The 16,544-nt window shown below is 67.6% G+C and carries 15 protein-coding genes; 3 read left to right on the forward strand and 12 right to left on the reverse strand.

The window, feature by feature from the left end; translation table 11 throughout:
- Positions 1-5: 5 nt before the first annotated feature.
- Genes holA through ABXG85_RS00845 form a run of 5 tightly spaced genes read right to left on the reverse strand, consistent with a single transcriptional unit; the run spans position 6 to position 4,037 of the window.
- A complete protein-coding gene (gene holA, locus ABXG85_RS00825; protein WP_353511839.1) occupies positions 6-908 on the reverse strand; it encodes a DNA polymerase III subunit delta in 903 nt (300 codons plus the stop codon).
- A complete protein-coding gene (locus tag ABXG85_RS00830; protein WP_353511840.1) occupies positions 909-2,066 on the reverse strand; it encodes an acyl-CoA dehydrogenase family protein in 1,158 nt (385 codons plus the stop codon).
- A gap of 12 nt (positions 2,067-2,078) precedes the next feature.
- Positions 2,079-2,288, reverse strand: coding sequence for a heavy-metal-associated domain-containing protein (locus ABXG85_RS00835; protein ID WP_039459244.1), 210 nt, complete (start codon positions 2,286-2,288; stop codon positions 2,079-2,081).
- Positions 2,289-2,293: 5 nt separating this feature from the next.
- Positions 2,294-2,719 carry a DUF1999 family protein gene (locus ABXG85_RS00840; RefSeq protein ID WP_353511841.1) on the reverse strand — a complete coding sequence of 142 codons (426 nt, stop codon included), beginning with the start codon at positions 2,717-2,719 and terminating at the stop codon, positions 2,294-2,296.
- 7 nt (positions 2,720-2,726) lie between these two features.
- Positions 2,727-4,037, reverse strand: coding sequence for a VWA domain-containing protein (locus tag ABXG85_RS00845; protein WP_353511842.1), 1,311 nt, complete (start codon positions 4,035-4,037; stop codon positions 2,727-2,729).
- Between the two features lie 34 nt (positions 4,038-4,071).
- On the opposite strand from ABXG85_RS00845, the gene tsaD reads away from it, so the two are divergent.
- Both tsaD and secA read left to right on the forward strand, forming a co-directional pair.
- On the forward strand, positions 4,072-5,043 hold the full coding sequence (gene tsaD, locus ABXG85_RS00850) for a tRNA (adenosine(37)-N6)-threonylcarbamoyltransferase complex transferase subunit TsaD (RefSeq protein WP_353511843.1): 972 nt from the start codon (positions 4,072-4,074) through the stop codon (positions 5,041-5,043).
- A 39-nt stretch (positions 5,044-5,082) separates the two neighbouring features.
- On the forward strand, positions 5,083-8,079 hold the full coding sequence (gene secA / locus ABXG85_RS00855) for a preprotein translocase subunit SecA (RefSeq protein ID WP_353511844.1): 2,997 nt from the start codon (positions 5,083-5,085) through the stop codon (positions 8,077-8,079).
- Positions 8,080-8,111: 32 nt separating this feature from the next.
- Here the strand turns inward: secA and ABXG85_RS00860 are convergent, their stop codons facing one another.
- From ABXG85_RS00860 to ABXG85_RS00890, 7 genes are all read right to left on the reverse strand, one after another.
- A complete protein-coding gene (locus tag ABXG85_RS00860; protein WP_353511845.1) occupies positions 8,112-8,846 on the reverse strand; it encodes a YebC/PmpR family DNA-binding transcriptional regulator in 735 nt (244 codons plus the stop codon).
- Positions 8,833-10,368, reverse strand: coding sequence for a cation:proton antiporter domain-containing protein (locus ABXG85_RS00865; protein ID WP_353511846.1), 1,536 nt, complete (start codon positions 10,366-10,368; stop codon positions 8,833-8,835). Before ABXG85_RS00865 ends, ABXG85_RS00860 begins: the two co-directional genes overlap by 14 nt.
- A gap of 68 nt (positions 10,369-10,436) precedes the next feature.
- Complete coding sequence (locus ABXG85_RS00870; RefSeq protein WP_353511847.1) at positions 10,437-11,069, reverse strand: DsbA family protein; 633 nt, start codon at positions 11,067-11,069, stop codon at positions 10,437-10,439.
- Between the two features lie 34 nt (positions 11,070-11,103).
- The gene (gene speE / locus ABXG85_RS00875; protein ID WP_353511848.1) at positions 11,104-12,048 is read right to left on the reverse strand and encodes a polyamine aminopropyltransferase; all 945 of its coding nucleotides are present in this window, start codon (positions 12,046-12,048) and stop codon (positions 11,104-11,106) included.
- 2 nt (positions 12,049-12,050) lie between these two features.
- Complete coding sequence (gene speD, locus ABXG85_RS00880) at positions 12,051-12,449, reverse strand: S-adenosylmethionine decarboxylase (protein ID WP_353511849.1); 399 nt, start codon at positions 12,447-12,449, stop codon at positions 12,051-12,053.
- Positions 12,450-12,471: 22 nt separating this feature from the next.
- The gene (locus ABXG85_RS00885) at positions 12,472-15,087 is read right to left on the reverse strand and encodes a DNA translocase FtsK (RefSeq protein ID WP_353511850.1); all 2,616 of its coding nucleotides are present in this window, start codon (positions 15,085-15,087) and stop codon (positions 12,472-12,474) included.
- 8 nt (positions 15,088-15,095) lie between these two features.
- Entirely contained in the window at positions 15,096-15,464 is a 369-nt protein-coding gene (locus ABXG85_RS00890; RefSeq protein ID WP_353511851.1) for a zinc uptake transcriptional regulator, read from the reverse strand.
- 58 nt (positions 15,465-15,522) lie between these two features.
- Here ABXG85_RS00890 and ABXG85_RS00895 point away from each other — a divergent pair, with 58 nt between their 5' ends.
- A complete protein-coding gene (locus tag ABXG85_RS00895) occupies positions 15,523-16,530 on the forward strand; it encodes a YibE/F family protein (RefSeq protein WP_353511852.1) in 1,008 nt (335 codons plus the stop codon).
- Positions 16,531-16,544 lie beyond the last annotated feature (14 nt).

The raw sequence follows: 16,544 nt of genomic DNA on the forward strand, positions 1-16,544 counted from the left end.
AGACTCTACCCGGAGACTGACCGGCGGGTCAAGGGGAGGAGGGCGTGGACGGCCCCTTCCAGGGCAAGCCAGGGGTCCTTCCCCTCCTTGGCCCGGCGCTCGGCGGCGATGAGGACGTCCAGGGCTTCCCGGAGGGCGGGGGCCTCGAGGGTGCGGGCGAGCTCCAGGGCGCGCCGGGCGGCGTAGGGGTGGGCCTCGAGGCGGGGGAGGTCCTCCTCCTTGGGCCTGGGATTTTCCCTGAGAAGGAGGTGAGCCCGGGCCAGGAGAGCGAACTGCCAGGAAAAGGCCCCTAGGACCTTGAGGGGCTCTTCCCCCTCTTCCCAAAGGGCCCTAAGGCGGCGGAAGGCCTCCTTGGCGTCCCCCTCCAGCACCGCCCGCACCAGGTCGAACCCGGTGACGGGGGGCCTTAGGGCCACCACCCGCTCCACCTTTTCCAGGGTGAGGGGCGGGGTTAAGAGGGCAAGCTTCTCCAGCTCCCTTTCCAAGGCCTCCAGGTCGGCCTCGAGGCTGGCCAGGTACTGGGCCACCCCCGAAGGGAGCTTGAGGCCCAGCCGCTTGGCCCGGTTCTCCAGGTGGCGCAGGAGGTCCTTGCCCTTGGGGGTGGGGAAGTCCCGCCGCTCTCGGGAGCGGTAGAAGGCCGCCCGGGCGGGGGTGGGCTTGGGGTCCAGGAGGAGGACAGGGACGTTTTCCGGAACTCGCTCAAGGAGGGGCTTGAGGGCCTTCCACTCCCCCTCCCCCACCTCCCTTAGATCCAAAAGGGCCCCCGCCTCGCCGAAAAGCCCCGGGGAGAGGGCCTCCGCCAAGGCCTCCGGGGTGGGCTCCGTGAAGCGGGAAAGCCCCCAGACCCGGGCCTCTTGCAGGAGGGCCTCCTTGGCCAAAAAGGGGTCGCCGGTGAAGGCGAGGACCATCTAGAAGGCGCTAAGCCCCGTGGCCTCCCGGCCCAGGACCAGGGTGTGGATGTCGTGGGTGCCCTCGTAGGTGTAGACGGTTTCCAGGTTGAGCATGTGGCGGATGGCGTGGTACTCCAGGGTGATTCCGCTTCCCCCCAGGATGTCCCGGGCGAGCCTGGCCGCCTCCAGCGCTTTCTTGACGTTTTGCCGCTTGGCCAGGGAGACCTGGGCTGGGGTGAGCTTCCCCTCGTCCTTAAGCCGGGCGAGCCGCCAGGCCAAAAGAAGCCCTTCCGTGTGCCAGGAAAGCATGTCGGCCAGCTTGGCCTGCACCAGCTGCTTTTGGGCGATGGGGGTGCCAAAGGTGGCGCGGCTTTGGGCGAAGGCTACCGCCTCCTGGTAGACCGCCTCCAGGGCCCCCATGGCCCCCCAGGCGATGCCGAAGCGGGCCTGGGTGAGGCAGGAAAGGGGTGCTTTGAGCCCTTCCGCCTTGGGCAGGCGCAAGGACTCGGGCACCCGCACCTCCTCGAGGATGAGCTCGCTGGTCACCGAGGCCCTGAGGCTCATCTTGTGCTTCACCTCCCGGGCCTGGAACCCAGGGGTGTCCGTGGGGACGAGGAAACCCAGAACCCGCCCCTCCTCGTCCTTGGCCCAGATAACGGCCAGGTGGGCCAGGTTGCCGTTGGTGATCCACATCTTGGTGCCGTTGAGGACCCAGGTGTCCCCCTCCCGGCGGGCCCGGGTCTTCATGTTGCCGTAGGGGTCCGAGCCCCCGTCGGGCTCGGTGAGGCCGAAGCACCCCACCAGCTCCCCCCGGGCGAGCTTAGGCAGGAACTCCCGCTTTTGCGCCTCGCTCCCGTAGGCGTAGATGGGGTACATGACCAAGGAGCTCTGCACGCTCACGAAGCTCCTTAACCCCGAGTCCACCCGTTCCAGCTCGTAGGCGATGAGGCCATAGGCGGCGCTGGAAACCCCTGCCCCCCCGTACTCCGGGGGCAGGGTGGGGCCTAGGAAGCCCAACTCGGCGAAGCGGGGGATGAGGTGGGTGGGGAAGACCCCTTCCTCCCACCAGTCGCGGATATAGGGCAGGGCCTCCTTCTCCAGGAAGCGGCGGGCGGCCTTCTGTACCTCCTTCTCCTCGGGGGTAAGGAGGTCTTCCAGGGCGTAAAAGTCCAGCATGGGGCACCTCTTCTAGAGCATACCCGCCAGGAAGCCCTCTTCCCGGATGGTGCGGATCAGGTCCATGACCGTGAGGGACTGGGGGTCGTACTCCACCAGGACCTGGGCGGGGCCGGTGGCCTGGGCCTGGGCCACCCCTTCCAGGGCCTTGAGCGCCGTGAGGATCCTTTCCATCCCCTCGGGGGTGGGTTCCCCCCGGATGCCGATGAGGACGCGGTTCATGCCCCTCATTCTAAGACGCCCCGGGTCTCGCCCCTCGCCCCCCGGCTGCCCAAGACCCGCACCGCCAGGACCAAGGGTCCGATGGCGAAGCCCTGGGCCTTTAGGGCTTCCTCCAGGTCCCTCCGTTCAGGGTCTAGGTGGAGGGCCACCTGGTAGACCCCGGCGTCGTAGGCGCTTTTGACCACGGCGGCGAGAAGGCCTTCCAGGGCCTCTTGGCTTTGCCCCTCTATGCGGGCGATGAGGACGGTGGCCGCCTCTCCCTGCCATACCGCCTGGGCCAGGGCGAAGCCCAGGGGCGCTTCCCCCTCCTCGGCCAGGAAGGAGTGGCCCGTGCGGGCGAAGTGGCGCACGGCGCCGAGGCTTAGGGGACGGTCTCCCGCCACCTGGTTCAGGGCCTCGAGGTCAAACTCGGTGAAGGGGCGAAAGCGCATGGCCCCATTATCGCCTCCGGAAGAGGAGGGCCTCCAGGAGGAGGACGAAAGCGGCCAGGAGGGCGAAGAACCTCCCCCCGCCCCCTGGGGTCTTGGGCAGGAAGCTTTCCCCCGGGGTGGGAAGGAGGGTTTCCTCGGGGGCGAGGAGGCCGGCGCGCACCTCCCGGTAGGGCTTGAGGAAGTTGTAGACCAAAAGGGGAAAGAAGGGCTGGTCCTGGAGGGCTTCCAAGGAGGGAAGGTAAAGCCCCCCGTCGGATGCGTAGAGGAGCCCCACCCCACCTTCCCCCTCGGCCAGGGCCCGCCAGGGGCCTTGGGGCCTAGGGGGCGGGGGCAGGGCCTCCCCCAGGAGGGCTACCCCTTCCAAGAGGGGGTGAGGGGCGGTGAGGAGGACGGGGATGGGGGCGCCGCCCCTTGGGGCCAGGAAGAGGGTAGGGGTTTCGGGGGCCCCTTCCGGCACCCCAAGCCGTACCAAGACCTCCCTCCCCGGGCTAACCCCAAGGAGGGAAAATAGCCGCACCAGGGCGGGCAGCTTGGGGTAGTCCACCCCAGGCCGCCTAAGGCCAAAGCCCGCCTCGTCGTCCAGGGCCAGGGCGTCTTTGCCCCTAAGCCGGGCGGCGAAGGTGGGGGGGAGATCCGGGAGGCGGGCATACCCCCGGGCGGGAACCTCCAGGCGAAAGCGCTTCCCCTCCAGTTCCACCTCTGCGGTAAGGGGCCTTTGGGCGCTATTCCCCAGGGCCAAAAACCCCCGGTCCACCGCCACCAGGCCCAGGTTTTCCCGGGGGCTTCCCACCCCCACGTACCCCTCCGCCCCCGGGGGCGGGGGGCCGTCCGTGGCCACCACCACCGGGGCCCTTAGGAGCCTCCTCCCTAAGGCCATGGCCCCCTCCAGGTCCGCCTGGCGGTCTTCCGCCTCTAGGGCCAGGAGGGCGTCCCGCAGGGCCACCCCCGGGGCGGGGCCGAAGGCCATGGGGGTTTCCCCGGCCCGCACCACCACCGCTTCCGGGGCCCTTTCCAGGAGGGGAAGAAGCCTTTCCTTGGCCAAGTCCAGGCGGGTTTTGGCGCCTTCGTTGGCGCTCATGCTGGCGGAGGCGTCCACCACGAAGACCATGGGGGAGGGGCCCAAGGGGGGGTCGTCCAGGGCCAGGACCAGGAGGGCTGCGGCCAGAAGCAGGAGGAATAGCCTTAGGTCGAGCCGAGGGCGGAAGCGGCGGCTTTTTCCCTTGTGCCAAAGCCACACCCCCGCCCAGGGCCGGGGCTTAGGCCTTTGGGCCCGGTAGAGGAGGTAGACCAGGAGGAGGATGGGGAAAAGCCAAAGCACCTTTCCCCTAGCCTAGCCTTGGTAGGGTGGAAAGGTGTGGGTCTTGGGGATTGACACCTCCTGCGACGACACCGGGGTGGGCCTAGTGAAGGACGGCCAGGTGGTGGTGAACCTGGTGGCGAGCCAGGTGCGCCTCCACGAGGCCTACGGCGGGGTGGTGCCGGAGCTCGCAAGCCGGGAGCACCTGAAGGCCATCGGCCCCCTCACGGAAAAGGCCCTGGCCGAGGCGGGGGTCGCCCCCCGGGAGCTGGACCTGGTGGCGGCCACCCGGGGCCCCGGGCTCATCGGGGCCCTCCTGGTGGGCTACACCTTCGCCAAGGGCCTGGCCTGGGCCTTGGGGCGGCCCTTCTACGCCATTCACCACCTCGAGGGCCACATCGCCGCCGCCTGGCCGGAAGGGGTAGACCCCCCCTTCCTGGCCCTGGTGGCCTCGGGGGGGCACACCCACCTCTACGAGGTCCTGGGGCTTGGCCGCTACCGCCTCCTGGGCGCCACCCGGGACGACGCCGCTGGGGAGGCCTTTGACAAGGTGGCCCGGCTTTTGGGCCTCGGCTTTCCCGGGGGGCCGGAGATCGAGCGCCTGGCCCAAGAGGCGGAGGAGGCGGTCCCCTTCCCCGTGCCCATGCGGGAACAGGAGGGGTATGACTTTAGCTTCTCCGGCCTCAAGACCAAGGCGGTGCAGCTCGTGGAGAAGGGCCTTCCCAAACCCGCCTTGGCCAAGGGCTTCCAGGAGGCGGCCATCCTCCATCTGGCGGAGGTGGTCCTTAGGGCGGTCCGGGACACGGGGCACAAGGTCCTCCTGGTGGCCGGGGGAGTGGCGGCGAACCAGGCCCTCCAGGCCCGTTTCCGGGAGGCGGGGCTTAGGGTCTACTTCCCCCCCAGGGGGCTTTCCCAGGACAACGGGGCCATGATCGCCCTGGCCGCCTACCGCCGCTATCAAGAGGGCCTTCCCCCAAGCCCCCTTTCCCTGGGGGCCACCGCCTACTGGCCCTTGGAGGAAGGCTAAAGGGGTTTCTCATCCCCAAGGAGTACAATCGGCCCTAGGATGCTGGGCCTCTTACGGAAGCTTTTCGACAACAACGAGCGGGAGATCGCCCGCTACTACAAGCAAGTGGTGGAGCCCACCAACCGGCTGGAGCCGGAGGTGGAGAAGATCCAAGACCTGGCCGCCGCCTACCGGGAGCTCAAGGAGAAGCACGGGCGGGGCGCTTCCTTGGACGAGCTCCTCCCCATGGCCTTCGCCCTCACCCGGGAGTCCGCCAAGCGCTACCTGGGCATGCGGCACTTCGACGTCCAGCTCATCGGCGGGGCGGTGCTCCACGAGGGCAAGATCGCCGAGATGAAAACCGGGGAGGGGAAGACCCTGGTGGCCACCTTGGCCGTGGCCCTGAACGCCCTCACGGGGAAGGGCGTTCACGTGGTCACGGTGAACGATTACCTGGCCAAGCGGGATGCGGAGTGGATGGGGCCCGTCTACCGGGGTTTGGGCCTGAACGTGGGGGTGATCCAGCACGCCTCCACCCCGGAGGAGCGGCGCAAGGCCTACTTGGCGGACGTCACCTACGTGACCAACGCCGAGCTTGGCTTCGACTACCTCCGGGACAACATGGCCATCAGCCCGGACCAGCTGGTCCTCCGCCACGACACGCCCCTGCACTACGCCATCATCGACGAGGTGGACTCCATCCTCATAGACGAGGCCCGTACCCCCCTCATCATCTCCGGCCCGGCGGAGAAGGCCACCGACCTCTACTACAAGATGGCGGAGATCGCCAAGAAGCTGGAAAGGGGCCTGCCCGCAGAGCCAGGGGTGCGCAAGGAGCCCACGGGGGACTACACCATTGAGGAGAAGAACCGCTCCGTCCACCTCACCCTCCAGGGCATCGCCAAGGCGGAAAAGCTCCTGGGGGTGGAGGGGCTTTTCAGCCCCGAGAACATGGAGCTCGCCCACATGCTCATCCAGGCCATCCGGGCCAAGGAGCTCTACCACCGGGACCGGGACTACATCGTCCAGGATGGCCAGGTGATCATCGTGGACGAGTTCACGGGCCGCCTCATGCCGGGGCGCCGCTACGGCGAGGGCCTCCACCAGGCCATCGAGGCCAAGGAGGGCGTCAGGATTGAGCGGGAGAACCAGACCCTGGCCACCATCACCTACCAGAACTTCTTCCGCCTCTACGAGAAGCGCGCCGGCATGACGGGCACCGCCAAGACGGAAGAGAAGGAGTTCCAGGAAATCTACGGCATGGACGTGGTGGTGGTGCCCACCAACCGCCCCATGATCCGCAAGGACTACCCCGATGTAGTCTACCGCTCGGAAAAGGGGAAGTTCTACGCCGTGGTGGAGGAGATCGCCGAGAAGTACGAGCGGGGCCAGCCCGTCTTGGTGGGCACCATCAGCATCGAGAAGTCGGAAAGGCTTTCCCAGATGCTCAAGGAGCCCAGGCTCTACCTCCCCCGCCTCGAGATGCGCCTGGAGCTCTTCAAGAAGGCCAGCGCCAAGCAACAGGGGGAGGCCTGGGACCGCCTGAGGAAGCTTTTAGAAAGGCCCGCCCAGCTCAAGGACGAGGACCTGGCCCCCTTTGAGGAGCTCATCCCGGCAAAGGGCAACCTGCGCACCGCCTGGGAGGGCCTGAAGCGGGCGGTGCACACCCTCTCCATCCTCCGCCAGGGCATCCCCCACCAGGTCCTAAACGCCAAGCACCATGCCAAGGAGGCGGAGATCGTGGCCCAGGCGGGCCGGAGCAAGACCGTCACCATCGCCACCAACATGGCGGGCCGGGGCACGGACATCAAGCTGGGGGGGAACCCCGAGTACCTGGCCGCCGCCCTTTTGGAAAAGGAAGGCTTTGACCGCTACGAGTGGAAGGTGGAGCTCTTCATCAAGAAGATGGTGGCGGGACAGGAGGAGGAGGCCAAGGCCCTGGCGGCGGAGCTTGGGGTCAAGGACGAGCTTCTGGAGAGGATCCGCCAGATCCGGGAAGAGTGCAAACAGGACGAGGAGCGGGTGCGGGCCTTGGGGGGGCTTTTCATCCTGGGCACGGAAAGGCACGAGTCCAGGCGGATAGACAACCAGCTCCGGGGCCGCGCCGGCCGCCAGGGGGACCCCGGGGGGAGCCGCTTTTACGTGAGCTTTGACGACGACCTCATGCGCCTGTTCGCCTCGGACCGGGTCATCGCCATGCTGGACCGCATGGGCTTTGACGACTCCGAGCCCATCGAGCACCCCATGGTCACCCGCTCCATCGAGCGGGCGCAAAAGCGGGTGGAGGACCGCAACTTCGCCATCCGCAAGCAGCTTTTGCAGTTTGACGACGTCCTTAGCCGCCAGCGGGAGGTGATCTACGCCCAGCGCCGCCTCATCCTTCTGGGCCAGGACGAGGCGGTGCGGGAGGCTGCCTTGGGCATGGTGGAGGAAACGGTAGCCGCCTTGGCGGAAAACGTCCTAAACCCCCAGGTCCACCCCGAGGACTGGGACCTGGAGGGCCTCAAGGCCGCCCTCCTGGACACCGTGCCCCAGCTACAGGACTTCCCCTTTGAGGAGCTAAGGAGCATCAAGCCCGAGGAGGGGGTGGAGCGCCTGGTGGAGGCGGCCCTAAAGGCCTACGAGACCCGGGAGGCGGAGCTTTCCCCGCTCCTCATGCGGGCGGTGGAGCGCTTCGTGATCCTCAACGTGGTGGACTCCGCCTGGAAGGAGCACCTCCACAACCTGGACGTCCTGCGCCAGGGCATCTTCCTCCGGGGGTACGGGCAGAAGGACCCCTTCCAGGAATACAAGATTGAGGCCACCCGCCTTTTCAACGACATGGTGGCCTTCATCAAGGGCGAGGTGGCCAAGTTCCTCTTCCGGCTCAAGGTGGAGGCGGAGCCGGTGCGCCCGGTGCGGGAGGCCCCCTACGTGCCCGTGCCCGAGGCGCCCAAGGCGCCCGAGCCCTTCGGGGTGGAACGGAAGCGGCCCACCACCCCTCCGCCCCAGCCGGGCCTCTCCCGGGCGGAACGCCGGCGCCTCATGCGGGAGGAGAAAAAGCGCAAGAAGGAGTAAGGCACCGCCCGGGGGTACCCCCGGGCGGCTGTTTACGCCTCCACCTGGAGGCTTGCCGGGTCTAGGTTGGTGTAGACGTGTTGCACGTCGTCCAGGTCCTCCAAGGCCTCCACCAGGCGCATGACCTTGGCGGCCTCCTCCGGGGGCAGGCTGACCGGGTTCTGGGGGTGTTGCACCACCTCCACCGCCTCCACGGGGATGCCCCGCTTCTTGAGCTCCTCGGCGATGCGGTAAGCCTCGGCGGGGTCGGTGTAGAGGGTGAGGCTTTCCCCTTCTTCCTCCAGGTCCAAGGCTCCCAGCTCTATGGCCGCCTCCTGGGCGGCCTCCGAGTTCTGGCAGACGATGATGCCCTTGCGCTCAAACTGCCAGGCCACGCTCCCCGAGGTGCCCAAGGAACCCCCGTACTTGGAGAAGACGTGGCGTACCTCGCCGGCGGTGCGGTTGCGGTTGTCGGTGAGGGCGTAGACCAGTAGGGCCACCCCCCCGGGGGCGTAGCCCTCGTAGATGATCTCCTCGTACTGCTCGGCCCCGTCCCCGCCCCCTTGGAGCTTTTGCAGGAGGCGCTCGATGTTCTCCATGGGCACATCGTCCGCCCGGGCGGCCTCGATGGCATTCCGGAGCTGGACGTTGGCCTCCGGGTAGGGGCTACCCCCGGCCCGGGCGGCCGCCTGGATGGCCCGAAGGTGCTTGGAGATGATCTTGCCGCGCTTTAGGTCGTTAGCGGCCTTCTTGCGCTTGATCTGTGCCCACTTGCTATGACCGGCCATGGCTCACCTCACCCATTATAGCCAGGCGCTCTAGCACCCTCTCCGCCAGGCGCTCGCCCGCCTCGCGGAAGGGGTGGAAGAGGAGGGTCACCCCGGCGGCTTCCAAGACCGGGTCCTCCTCCAGGTGGAAGCTGGTAGCGGCCACCACACCTTGGAAGCCCCGCTCCTGGAGCCAGCGGGCGGCGAGGAGTTTGGCCTCGAGGTCCGGCAGGGCCAGGACCACCGCCTTGACCCCCGAGAGGTCCAGCCGCTCCCAAAGCTCGGGGTCCTCCGCATCCCCATAGAGCACCCGCCTGCCCTTGGCCCGGTGCCGTTCCACCTTCTCGGGGTCGGCGTCCAGGCCGAAAGGCCGCTCCCCCCTCGCCTCCAGCACCCGGTAGACCGCTCCCCCGGTGCGCCCCATGCCCACGATGAGGGCCGTGGCCCCGTCCAGGCGCTCCGGTTCCTCGTCGGGGTGGCGGCCTTTCCGCTCCAGCCGGAGGAGCCAAGGCTCCAGGCGCTTGTAAAGGGTATGGCTGTAGCGGCTCAATGGGGCGGAGAGGGCCATGGAAAGGGCCACCAACAGGGCGAGGCTCCCAAGCCCTAAAGGGAGGAGCCCTGCCCGCTCCAGGACCACCCCCACGATGAGGGCGAACTCGGAGTAGTTGCCCAGGTAAACCCCGGCCACGAAGGCGGTGCGGGCCCGTAGGCCAAAGAGGAGAAAGAGGAGGAAGAAGAGGGGGGCCTTGAGGAGGGAGAGGAGAAGAAGGCCCAAGACCAGGCCCGCCTCCACCCCCTGTAGCCCTTCCCGCAGGCCGATGTCCAAAAAGAAGGCCACCAGGAAGGCCTCCTTGAGGCTCCACAAGGACTTGGCCATCTCCGTGCCCTTGGTGTGGCCGGAAAGGAGGGTGCCGGTGAGAAGCGCCCCGAGCTCCGGGGATAACCCCACTTGGCGGAAGGTTTCCCCTCCCAAAAGGGCAAGGCCCAGGCCATAGAGGACCAAAAGCTCCTCGTGCCCGCTCCTTTCCAAAAGCCAGGTCACCCCCAGGCGGAGGAGGGGGAAGAGGAAGAGGAAAAGCGCCCAAGGGCTCACCGCGCCGCCGCCCCCCAGGGTCAGCAGGCCCACCGCCACCAGGTCCTGTAGCACCAGGATGCCGATGGCCAGGCGGCCGTGGTAGGTGGTGAGTTCCCGCTTGTCCTCCAGGAGCTTGGCCACCAGCACCGTGCTGGAAAACCCCAGGGCCAGGGCGAGGGGAAGGAGGCCGGCGAAGGGCAAGGCCAGGAGGGCGAAAAAGAGGAGGTGAAGCCCCCCCACCCCCAGGACCCGGGGTTCTAGAAGGTCCTTGGGCCGAAGCTTAAGCCCCACGCTAAAGAGGAGGAGCAGGACGCCGATGTCCGCCGCATGGCGCAGGAAGTCCGTTTCCCCTAGCCCCAGGGCGTGGAGGCCAAACCCCGCTCCCAGGTAGCCCACCAAGGGAGGGAGGCCTAGCCGGGTTGCCAACAGGCCGAGGGCGAAGGCGGCGGCTACCCAGAGCGCCTCCATGCCCCAAGGGTAGCAGAGGCAGGGGAAAGGGGCGGGGGTGTGCTTCCCCCGCCTCTACACCGCTTGGCCTATTTCTGGGAAAGGGCTTGGTCCAGAAGGGCTTTCCACTCCTCGTAGGGGAGGAAGCCCGTGCGCTTCTCCCCCGCGATGAAGAAGGTGGGGGTCCCGGTGAGGCCTAGCTCATCGGCCAACTTCTGGTCCGCCAAGACCCCTTCCCGATGCCTACCTGAGGCTAAGCAGGCCTGGAAGGCTTGGGTGTCTAGCCCGATCTGCCCTGCCAAGTCTACCAGGTAGCGGTCCAAAACGGTGCCGGTGAGATTCCCCCAGGCGCTTGCGGCGCGGAAGAGCACCTCGTGGTAGGCGTAGTACTGCCCCTGCTCGTGGGCGCAGGCGGCGGCCTCGCTGGCCCGGATGACGTTGGCCTGGCCGGGGAAGGGGAAGTCGCGGAAGAGGTAGCGCACCTTGCCGGTGTCGATGTACTCCGCCTTGAGCCTGGGAAGCACGTTTAGGGCATGGTTCTGGCAGTGGGGGCAGAGGTAGTTGGAGAAGTCCACCACCACCACGGGAGCGTTTTCGGACCCCAAGGCGAAGCGAGCCCCTTGGGCGGGGTCCAGGCCCGCCTTGCCCTTAGGCCCAAAGAGGATCCAGCCTAGGCCCACAAGGGCCAGGGCCACTACTCCGAGAACGAAGGCGCGCGGCATGCTCTTACTCTACTCCCTATTCCTCTGAGAACGCTTAGCCCAGATAGGGGGCTTGGCGGGCATCCCCCTCGGGGGTGACGTAGAAGGGGTGGGCGTCGGTGGACACCATCTCCTCCCGGTCCAAGGCGTCCTGCAGGTCCTTGGGCAGGACGAACATGGCCTCGAGGTAATGGGCGTTCAGGTGGCGCAGGGCCAGGTGGCGTTCCCGGATGCGGGCCTCAATGACCCCTTCCGAGAAGGCGGCGGGGTCAAAGGCGTCCGAGGCCAGGAGGAAGCCGAAGTTGAGGAAGAAGCCCGGGATGTGGTTCTTGTAGCTTCGCACGTAGCGGAAGGCCTCCTTCACCGTGCGGTGGACCACGGGGTGGACCCGGTGGTGGGTAAGCATGATCATCCCCGCCTGCATCCCCATCACCCCCCCGGGGTTCAGGTGGGCCTTCACCAGGCGGTAGAACTCCACAGTGTAGAGGAGGCGGGCCGGGTTGTCCTCGCCCACGGGGTCGGTGAGGTCGAGGATCACCACGTCGTAGGTGTCCTGGGTCCTCTCCAGGTAGGCCCGGGCGTCGTCGATGATGAGGACCGTGCGGGGGTCGTCAAAGGCCCCCTGGTGCCACTCGAGCATGTGGGCCTTGGCCAGCTCTACCAGCTCCCCGTCGATATCTACCATCACCGCCTTTTCCACCGTGGGATGCTTGAGCACCTCCCGCAAGGTGGCCCCCTCCCCGCCCCCCACGATGAGCACGGTCTTGGGCTCGGGGTGGGAAAGCATGGCGGGGTGGACCAGGGTTTCGTGGTAGATGTACTCGTCCTTTTCCGTGCTCTGCACGTCCTTGTCTAGGACCAGCACCTTGCCGAAGCCCTTGCTCTCAAACAGGAAGTAGTCCTGGTACCGGGTGCGGCCCGAGGCGATCACCCGCTCCATGCGCCGCACCATGGTTTCAAAGGGGGTGATGTGCTCAAAAAAGTACATGCCGTAGTCCATACCTAACCTCCTTGGCCGCCGAAGCCTCGGCGCCGGATGGCGTGTTCCGTGCCCCGCCAGTAGCGGAAGGCGGACTCCTCCTTGGCCCCGAAGGCCCGGGAAAGGCCCTTAAGCACCTCCTCCGGGTCCACCCCGTCGCGGTAGAAGTAGAGGTCTAAGGTGGCGGAGGCGTTGTCCTCGGGCCAGGTGTGGATCATCACCGCCGCCACGGGGCTCACCACCGCAGCGGAAAGCCCCTGGGGGTGGAACTTGTAGACCACGGACTGGGCCGAGTCCTTGGGGGCCCCGAGGCGCATCACCGCATCCAGGAGGGCCGCCTCCACCATCTTGGGGTTTTCCAACACGTCCAGATCGCAGCCGTAGATTTCCGCTACCCAGCGCCCGCCCGGCACCGCTTCCACAAGGGGCCATGATAGCACACCCCTATCCGAAGAAGTCCTTCAGTTGTTCCTTCGTGATCAGGACTTCCCGGGGCTTGGAGCCCTTGGGGGGGCCCACGATGCCCATGGCCTCGAGGGCGTCCATGAGCTTCCCGGCGCGGGCATGGCCGATAGAAAGCCGCCGCTGCAACCGGCTCACCGAGCCGTAGCCCTCCTCCACCACGATCTCCGCTGCCTTCTTCAAGAGGGGGTCGGAGAAGTCCACCTCCCCCGGCCCTGCCCCTTCAGGGGCCTTGGGGGGCTCAAAGTCGGCCCCATAGGCCTCGGCGAAGCGGTCCTCAAAGCTTTGCCCCCGGAGGAAGGCGGCGAGGCGGGCCACCTCCTCCTCGGAGAGGTAGGGCACCTGGAGGCGCACGGGCTTGGTGAGGCCGGGCTGGTGGAAGAGGGCGTCCCCCTGCCCGATGAGCTTTTCCGCCCCTTGCGTGTCCAAGATGGTCCGGGAGTCAAAGCCGCTGGCCACGGCGAAGGCCAGGCGGGCGGGGATGTTCACCTTGATGAGGGAGGTGAGGATGTCCACGCTGGGGCGCTGGGTGGCGAGGACGAGGTGCATCCCCGTGGCCCGGCTCATCTGGGCCAGGCGCAAAATGGCCGCCTCCACCTCCTTGGGGGCGGTCATCATGAGGTCGGCCAGCTCGTCCACCACGATGACCAAATAGGGCAGGCTTTCCCCACCCTCCTTTTCCATCTTGGCGTTGTACTGCTCCAGGTTCCTGGCCCCCACCTGGCTCATGAGGCGGTAGCGCCGCTCCATGTGGGCCACCGCCCCCTGCAAGACCCCCGCCGCTTCCTCCGGGCTCGTGACCACGGGGCGCACCAGGTGGGGGATGCCCTCGTAGGGGGTGAGCTCCACCATCTTGGGGTCGATGAGGAGGAGGCGCAGGGCGGTGGGGAGGTGCTTGAAGAGGAGGCTGGCGATGAGGACGTTGATGGCCACGCTCTTGCCGCTTCCCGTGGAGCCGGCGATGAGGAGGTGGGGCATTTTGGCCAGGTCCCTAACCCAGATCTCCCCCTCGATGCTCTTGCCCAGGATCAAGGGCAAAAGGGCCTTGGCGTGTTGGAAACCCGGGGAAAGCACCGCCTCGGAGAAGCGCACCAACTCCCGCTTGGGGTTCGGGACCTCGAGGCCCACGGTGTTCTTCCCGGGGATAGGGGCCTCAATCCGCACCGCCCCCACCGCTAGGGCCCGGGCCAGGTCGTTCTGCAGGCTCTGGATGCGGCTGATCTTCTCCCCCGGGGCGGGGAGGAGCTCGTAGCGGGTGACGCTTGGACCCCGGGCGTGGCCCACCACCTCCGCCTGCACGCCAAACTGCTTGAGGGTGTCGGCGATGGCCCGCTTGAGCCGTTCCGCCTCCTCCTCCAGGGCGCGGACGTTCCCCTTGGGCTCCGGGGGGTCCAGAAGCTCGGGGGTGGGCAGGGCCAAGGCAGTGCTGGGCGCCACCGCCACCCGGGCCTCCCCTTGGGGCCGGGGAGGGTCCTTAGCGGGGGGGGTGGGCTCGGGGAAGACCAGGTCCAGGTCGAAGGGCTCGGGCTCGGGGACCGGCTCGGGCCGGGTTTGCGCCTGGGTGGGCTGGGGCGGGGGGTTGCCCGTGAGGAGGGCCCTGAGGGCCTCCGCCTGGAGCTCCTTGGGGGCGGTGAGGAAGGGGAGGAAGCGGGCGAGCTCCTCCTGCCGCCTTGTGAGGTCCTCCACCAGGCCGGCGAGCTCCGCAAACCGGGCCCGCCGCGCCTCCCGCAGTCTTTGCCCAAGGAGAAGCCCCTTTAGGGAAGGGTGTAGCCGGGGGAGGGCCTTTAGGGCCTGGAGCCTCGCCCTAAGGGCCTGGGCTTCCAGGAGCAGGGCAGCGCGCCTTTCCTCTAGGGCCTCCCGCAAGGGGCCTTCCCCCGGGAGAGGGGTCTTGAGGGCGTTTTCTAGGGCGAGGAGATCGGGCTCCAGGGGCCTTTGGTCCGCTTCCAGTTGCCGCCTAAGCTCCGCTACCCGCTCTTCCAAGAAGGCCCGGAGCGCTTTCTCCACCCCGGGTAGCTCCTCGGGAGTGAGGGTTTTGCCCAGGGCGTGGAGGGCGGTGTGCTCGGGGTAAAGCCGGGCTAAGGCCCGGATCTTTTGCCGCAAGAGAAAGGCCTTTAGGGCGTGGCGGGCCCGCCGCACCCCTTCCACCCCCGTTTGGAGCCCTTTGAGGAGGAGGGAAAAGGGCCTTTGCCGAAGCCAAAGGTCCAAGACCGCACTGGCCAGGAGGGGGGAAAGGAGAAGGCCCAAGACCCCTGCCCGCGCCTGAAGGAAACGCCTAAGACCCTGGCCGACTTCCCCCGCCAAAGGTCCTGCTAGGGGGAGGAGGCTGAAGGCGAGGAGGTAGAGGAAGAACAGGTGGCGGAGAAGGGGCTTTAGGGGTTTTTGCCGGTACAGGGCCAGGGCCACCAGGAAGAGGCTTGGGGGAAGCAGATAGCCGGGCAGGCCCACCGCCCGGTAGAAGGTGCCCAGGGCTTCCCCCACCGCCCCCGTGTCCCAAGGAAAGAAGGGGGAAAGGAGGAAAAAGCCCAAGGCGCCCAAGAGGACGGCCTGGCCCTCGCGCTCGGGACCTTGGGCGGGCTTCGCGGGCTTCCGCTTGGCCATCGCAACGATTATATGGCGCACTCGGGGCAACGGCCATAGACCGTGACCTCGTGGTCCTCGGCCTGGAAGCCCGGCGGGAGGTGGGTTAGGGCGAGCTCGCACCCCAAAAGCTCAAAGACCCGGCCGCAGCGGCGGCAGAAGAAGTGGTGGTGGTGCTCGAGGCCTGCGGGCTCGTACCGGGGGGGTTCCCCGGGCAGGGCCACGGGGGCGAGAAAGCCCTCCTCCACCAAGGCCTTCAGGTTGCGGTAGACCGTGGCCAGGCCCAAGGAGGGCACCTTTCTCCGGGCCAGGGCCAAGACCTCCTGGGGGGAAAGGGGCCTTCTCGCCTCCAAGAACACCTCCCGGATCGCCCGCCGTTGCTTGGTGGCCCGCTCCATGACCCCAGGATACCTTAGGTGAAAACCGCCTTTCATCTTTCGGGGCTAAAGTGGGGGCATGCGGGTTTGGCCTCTCCTCTTGCTTTTGCTCCTTCCCGCTTGGGCGGAAGGGGGGTACCTTTTGGGCCGCATCCTGGCCCTGAACCCGGAAAGGGGCGTGGCGGAGGTCCTGGTGGAGGGAAGGCGGCAGGAGGCCTTGCTGCCCACGGACGGGGGTGGGTTTCGGCTGGGGGAGCGGGTGGTCCTCTATCGGGAAGGGGAGCGGCTTTACGTCACCGAGCCGGACCGCATGCCCCACCTCGCCTTCCTCTTGGGGCTTTTTACCCTCTTCGCCCTCCTCCTGGGGCGGGGGAAGGGGCTTAGGGGGCTTCTTGGCACCTTCTTGAGCCTCCTGGTGGTGGTCTACTTCGTGGTGCCGCAGGTGGCTGCGGGGGGAAACCCCCTCCTTTACGCCTTTCTGGGGAGCGTGGGCGTCCTTTTCCTCACCCTCTACCTGGTGCACGGGCTAAACCGCAAGACCACCGCCGCCCTTTTGGGCACGCTCCTTTCCGTGGCCTTCGTCCTGGGGCTTGCCCTTTTCTTCACCCGGGCCATGGCTTTCACCGGCCTGGCCTCGGAGGAGGCCCTTCTCCTCCGGCAATGGGGCGGGGTGGACCTGGTTTCCCTCTACCTGGCGGGGGTGGTGGTGGGGGCTTTGGGGGCCCTCACCGACGTCACCGTGACCCAGGCGGCGGTGGTCCAGGCCCTGAGCCACGCCAACCCCCGCTGGGGAGTCCGGGAGCTCTACCGCCGCGGCATGGAGGTGGGCTACGACCACATCGGGAGCCTGGTGAACACCCTGGTCTTGGCCTACGCCGCCGGGTCCTTGCCCCTGTTCCTCCTCCTCACCCGGGACCCCACCCCCTTGCGCTTCCTCCTCAACACCGAGCCCTTCGCCGCGGAGATTGCCAGCATGGTCCTGGGCTCCTTGGGGCTCCTCCTGGCGGTTCCCCTCACCACCTTGGTGGCGGCCTTGGCCTTCCGGGGGGGGCGGGGTGGGCCTCCCGACCCCGGCCACGCCCACTAGGGCATAATGGGTGC

Source organism: Thermus sp. LT1-2-5 (assembly GCF_040363165.1).
Taxonomy (GTDB): domain Bacteria; phylum Deinococcota; class Deinococci; order Deinococcales; family Thermaceae; genus Thermus.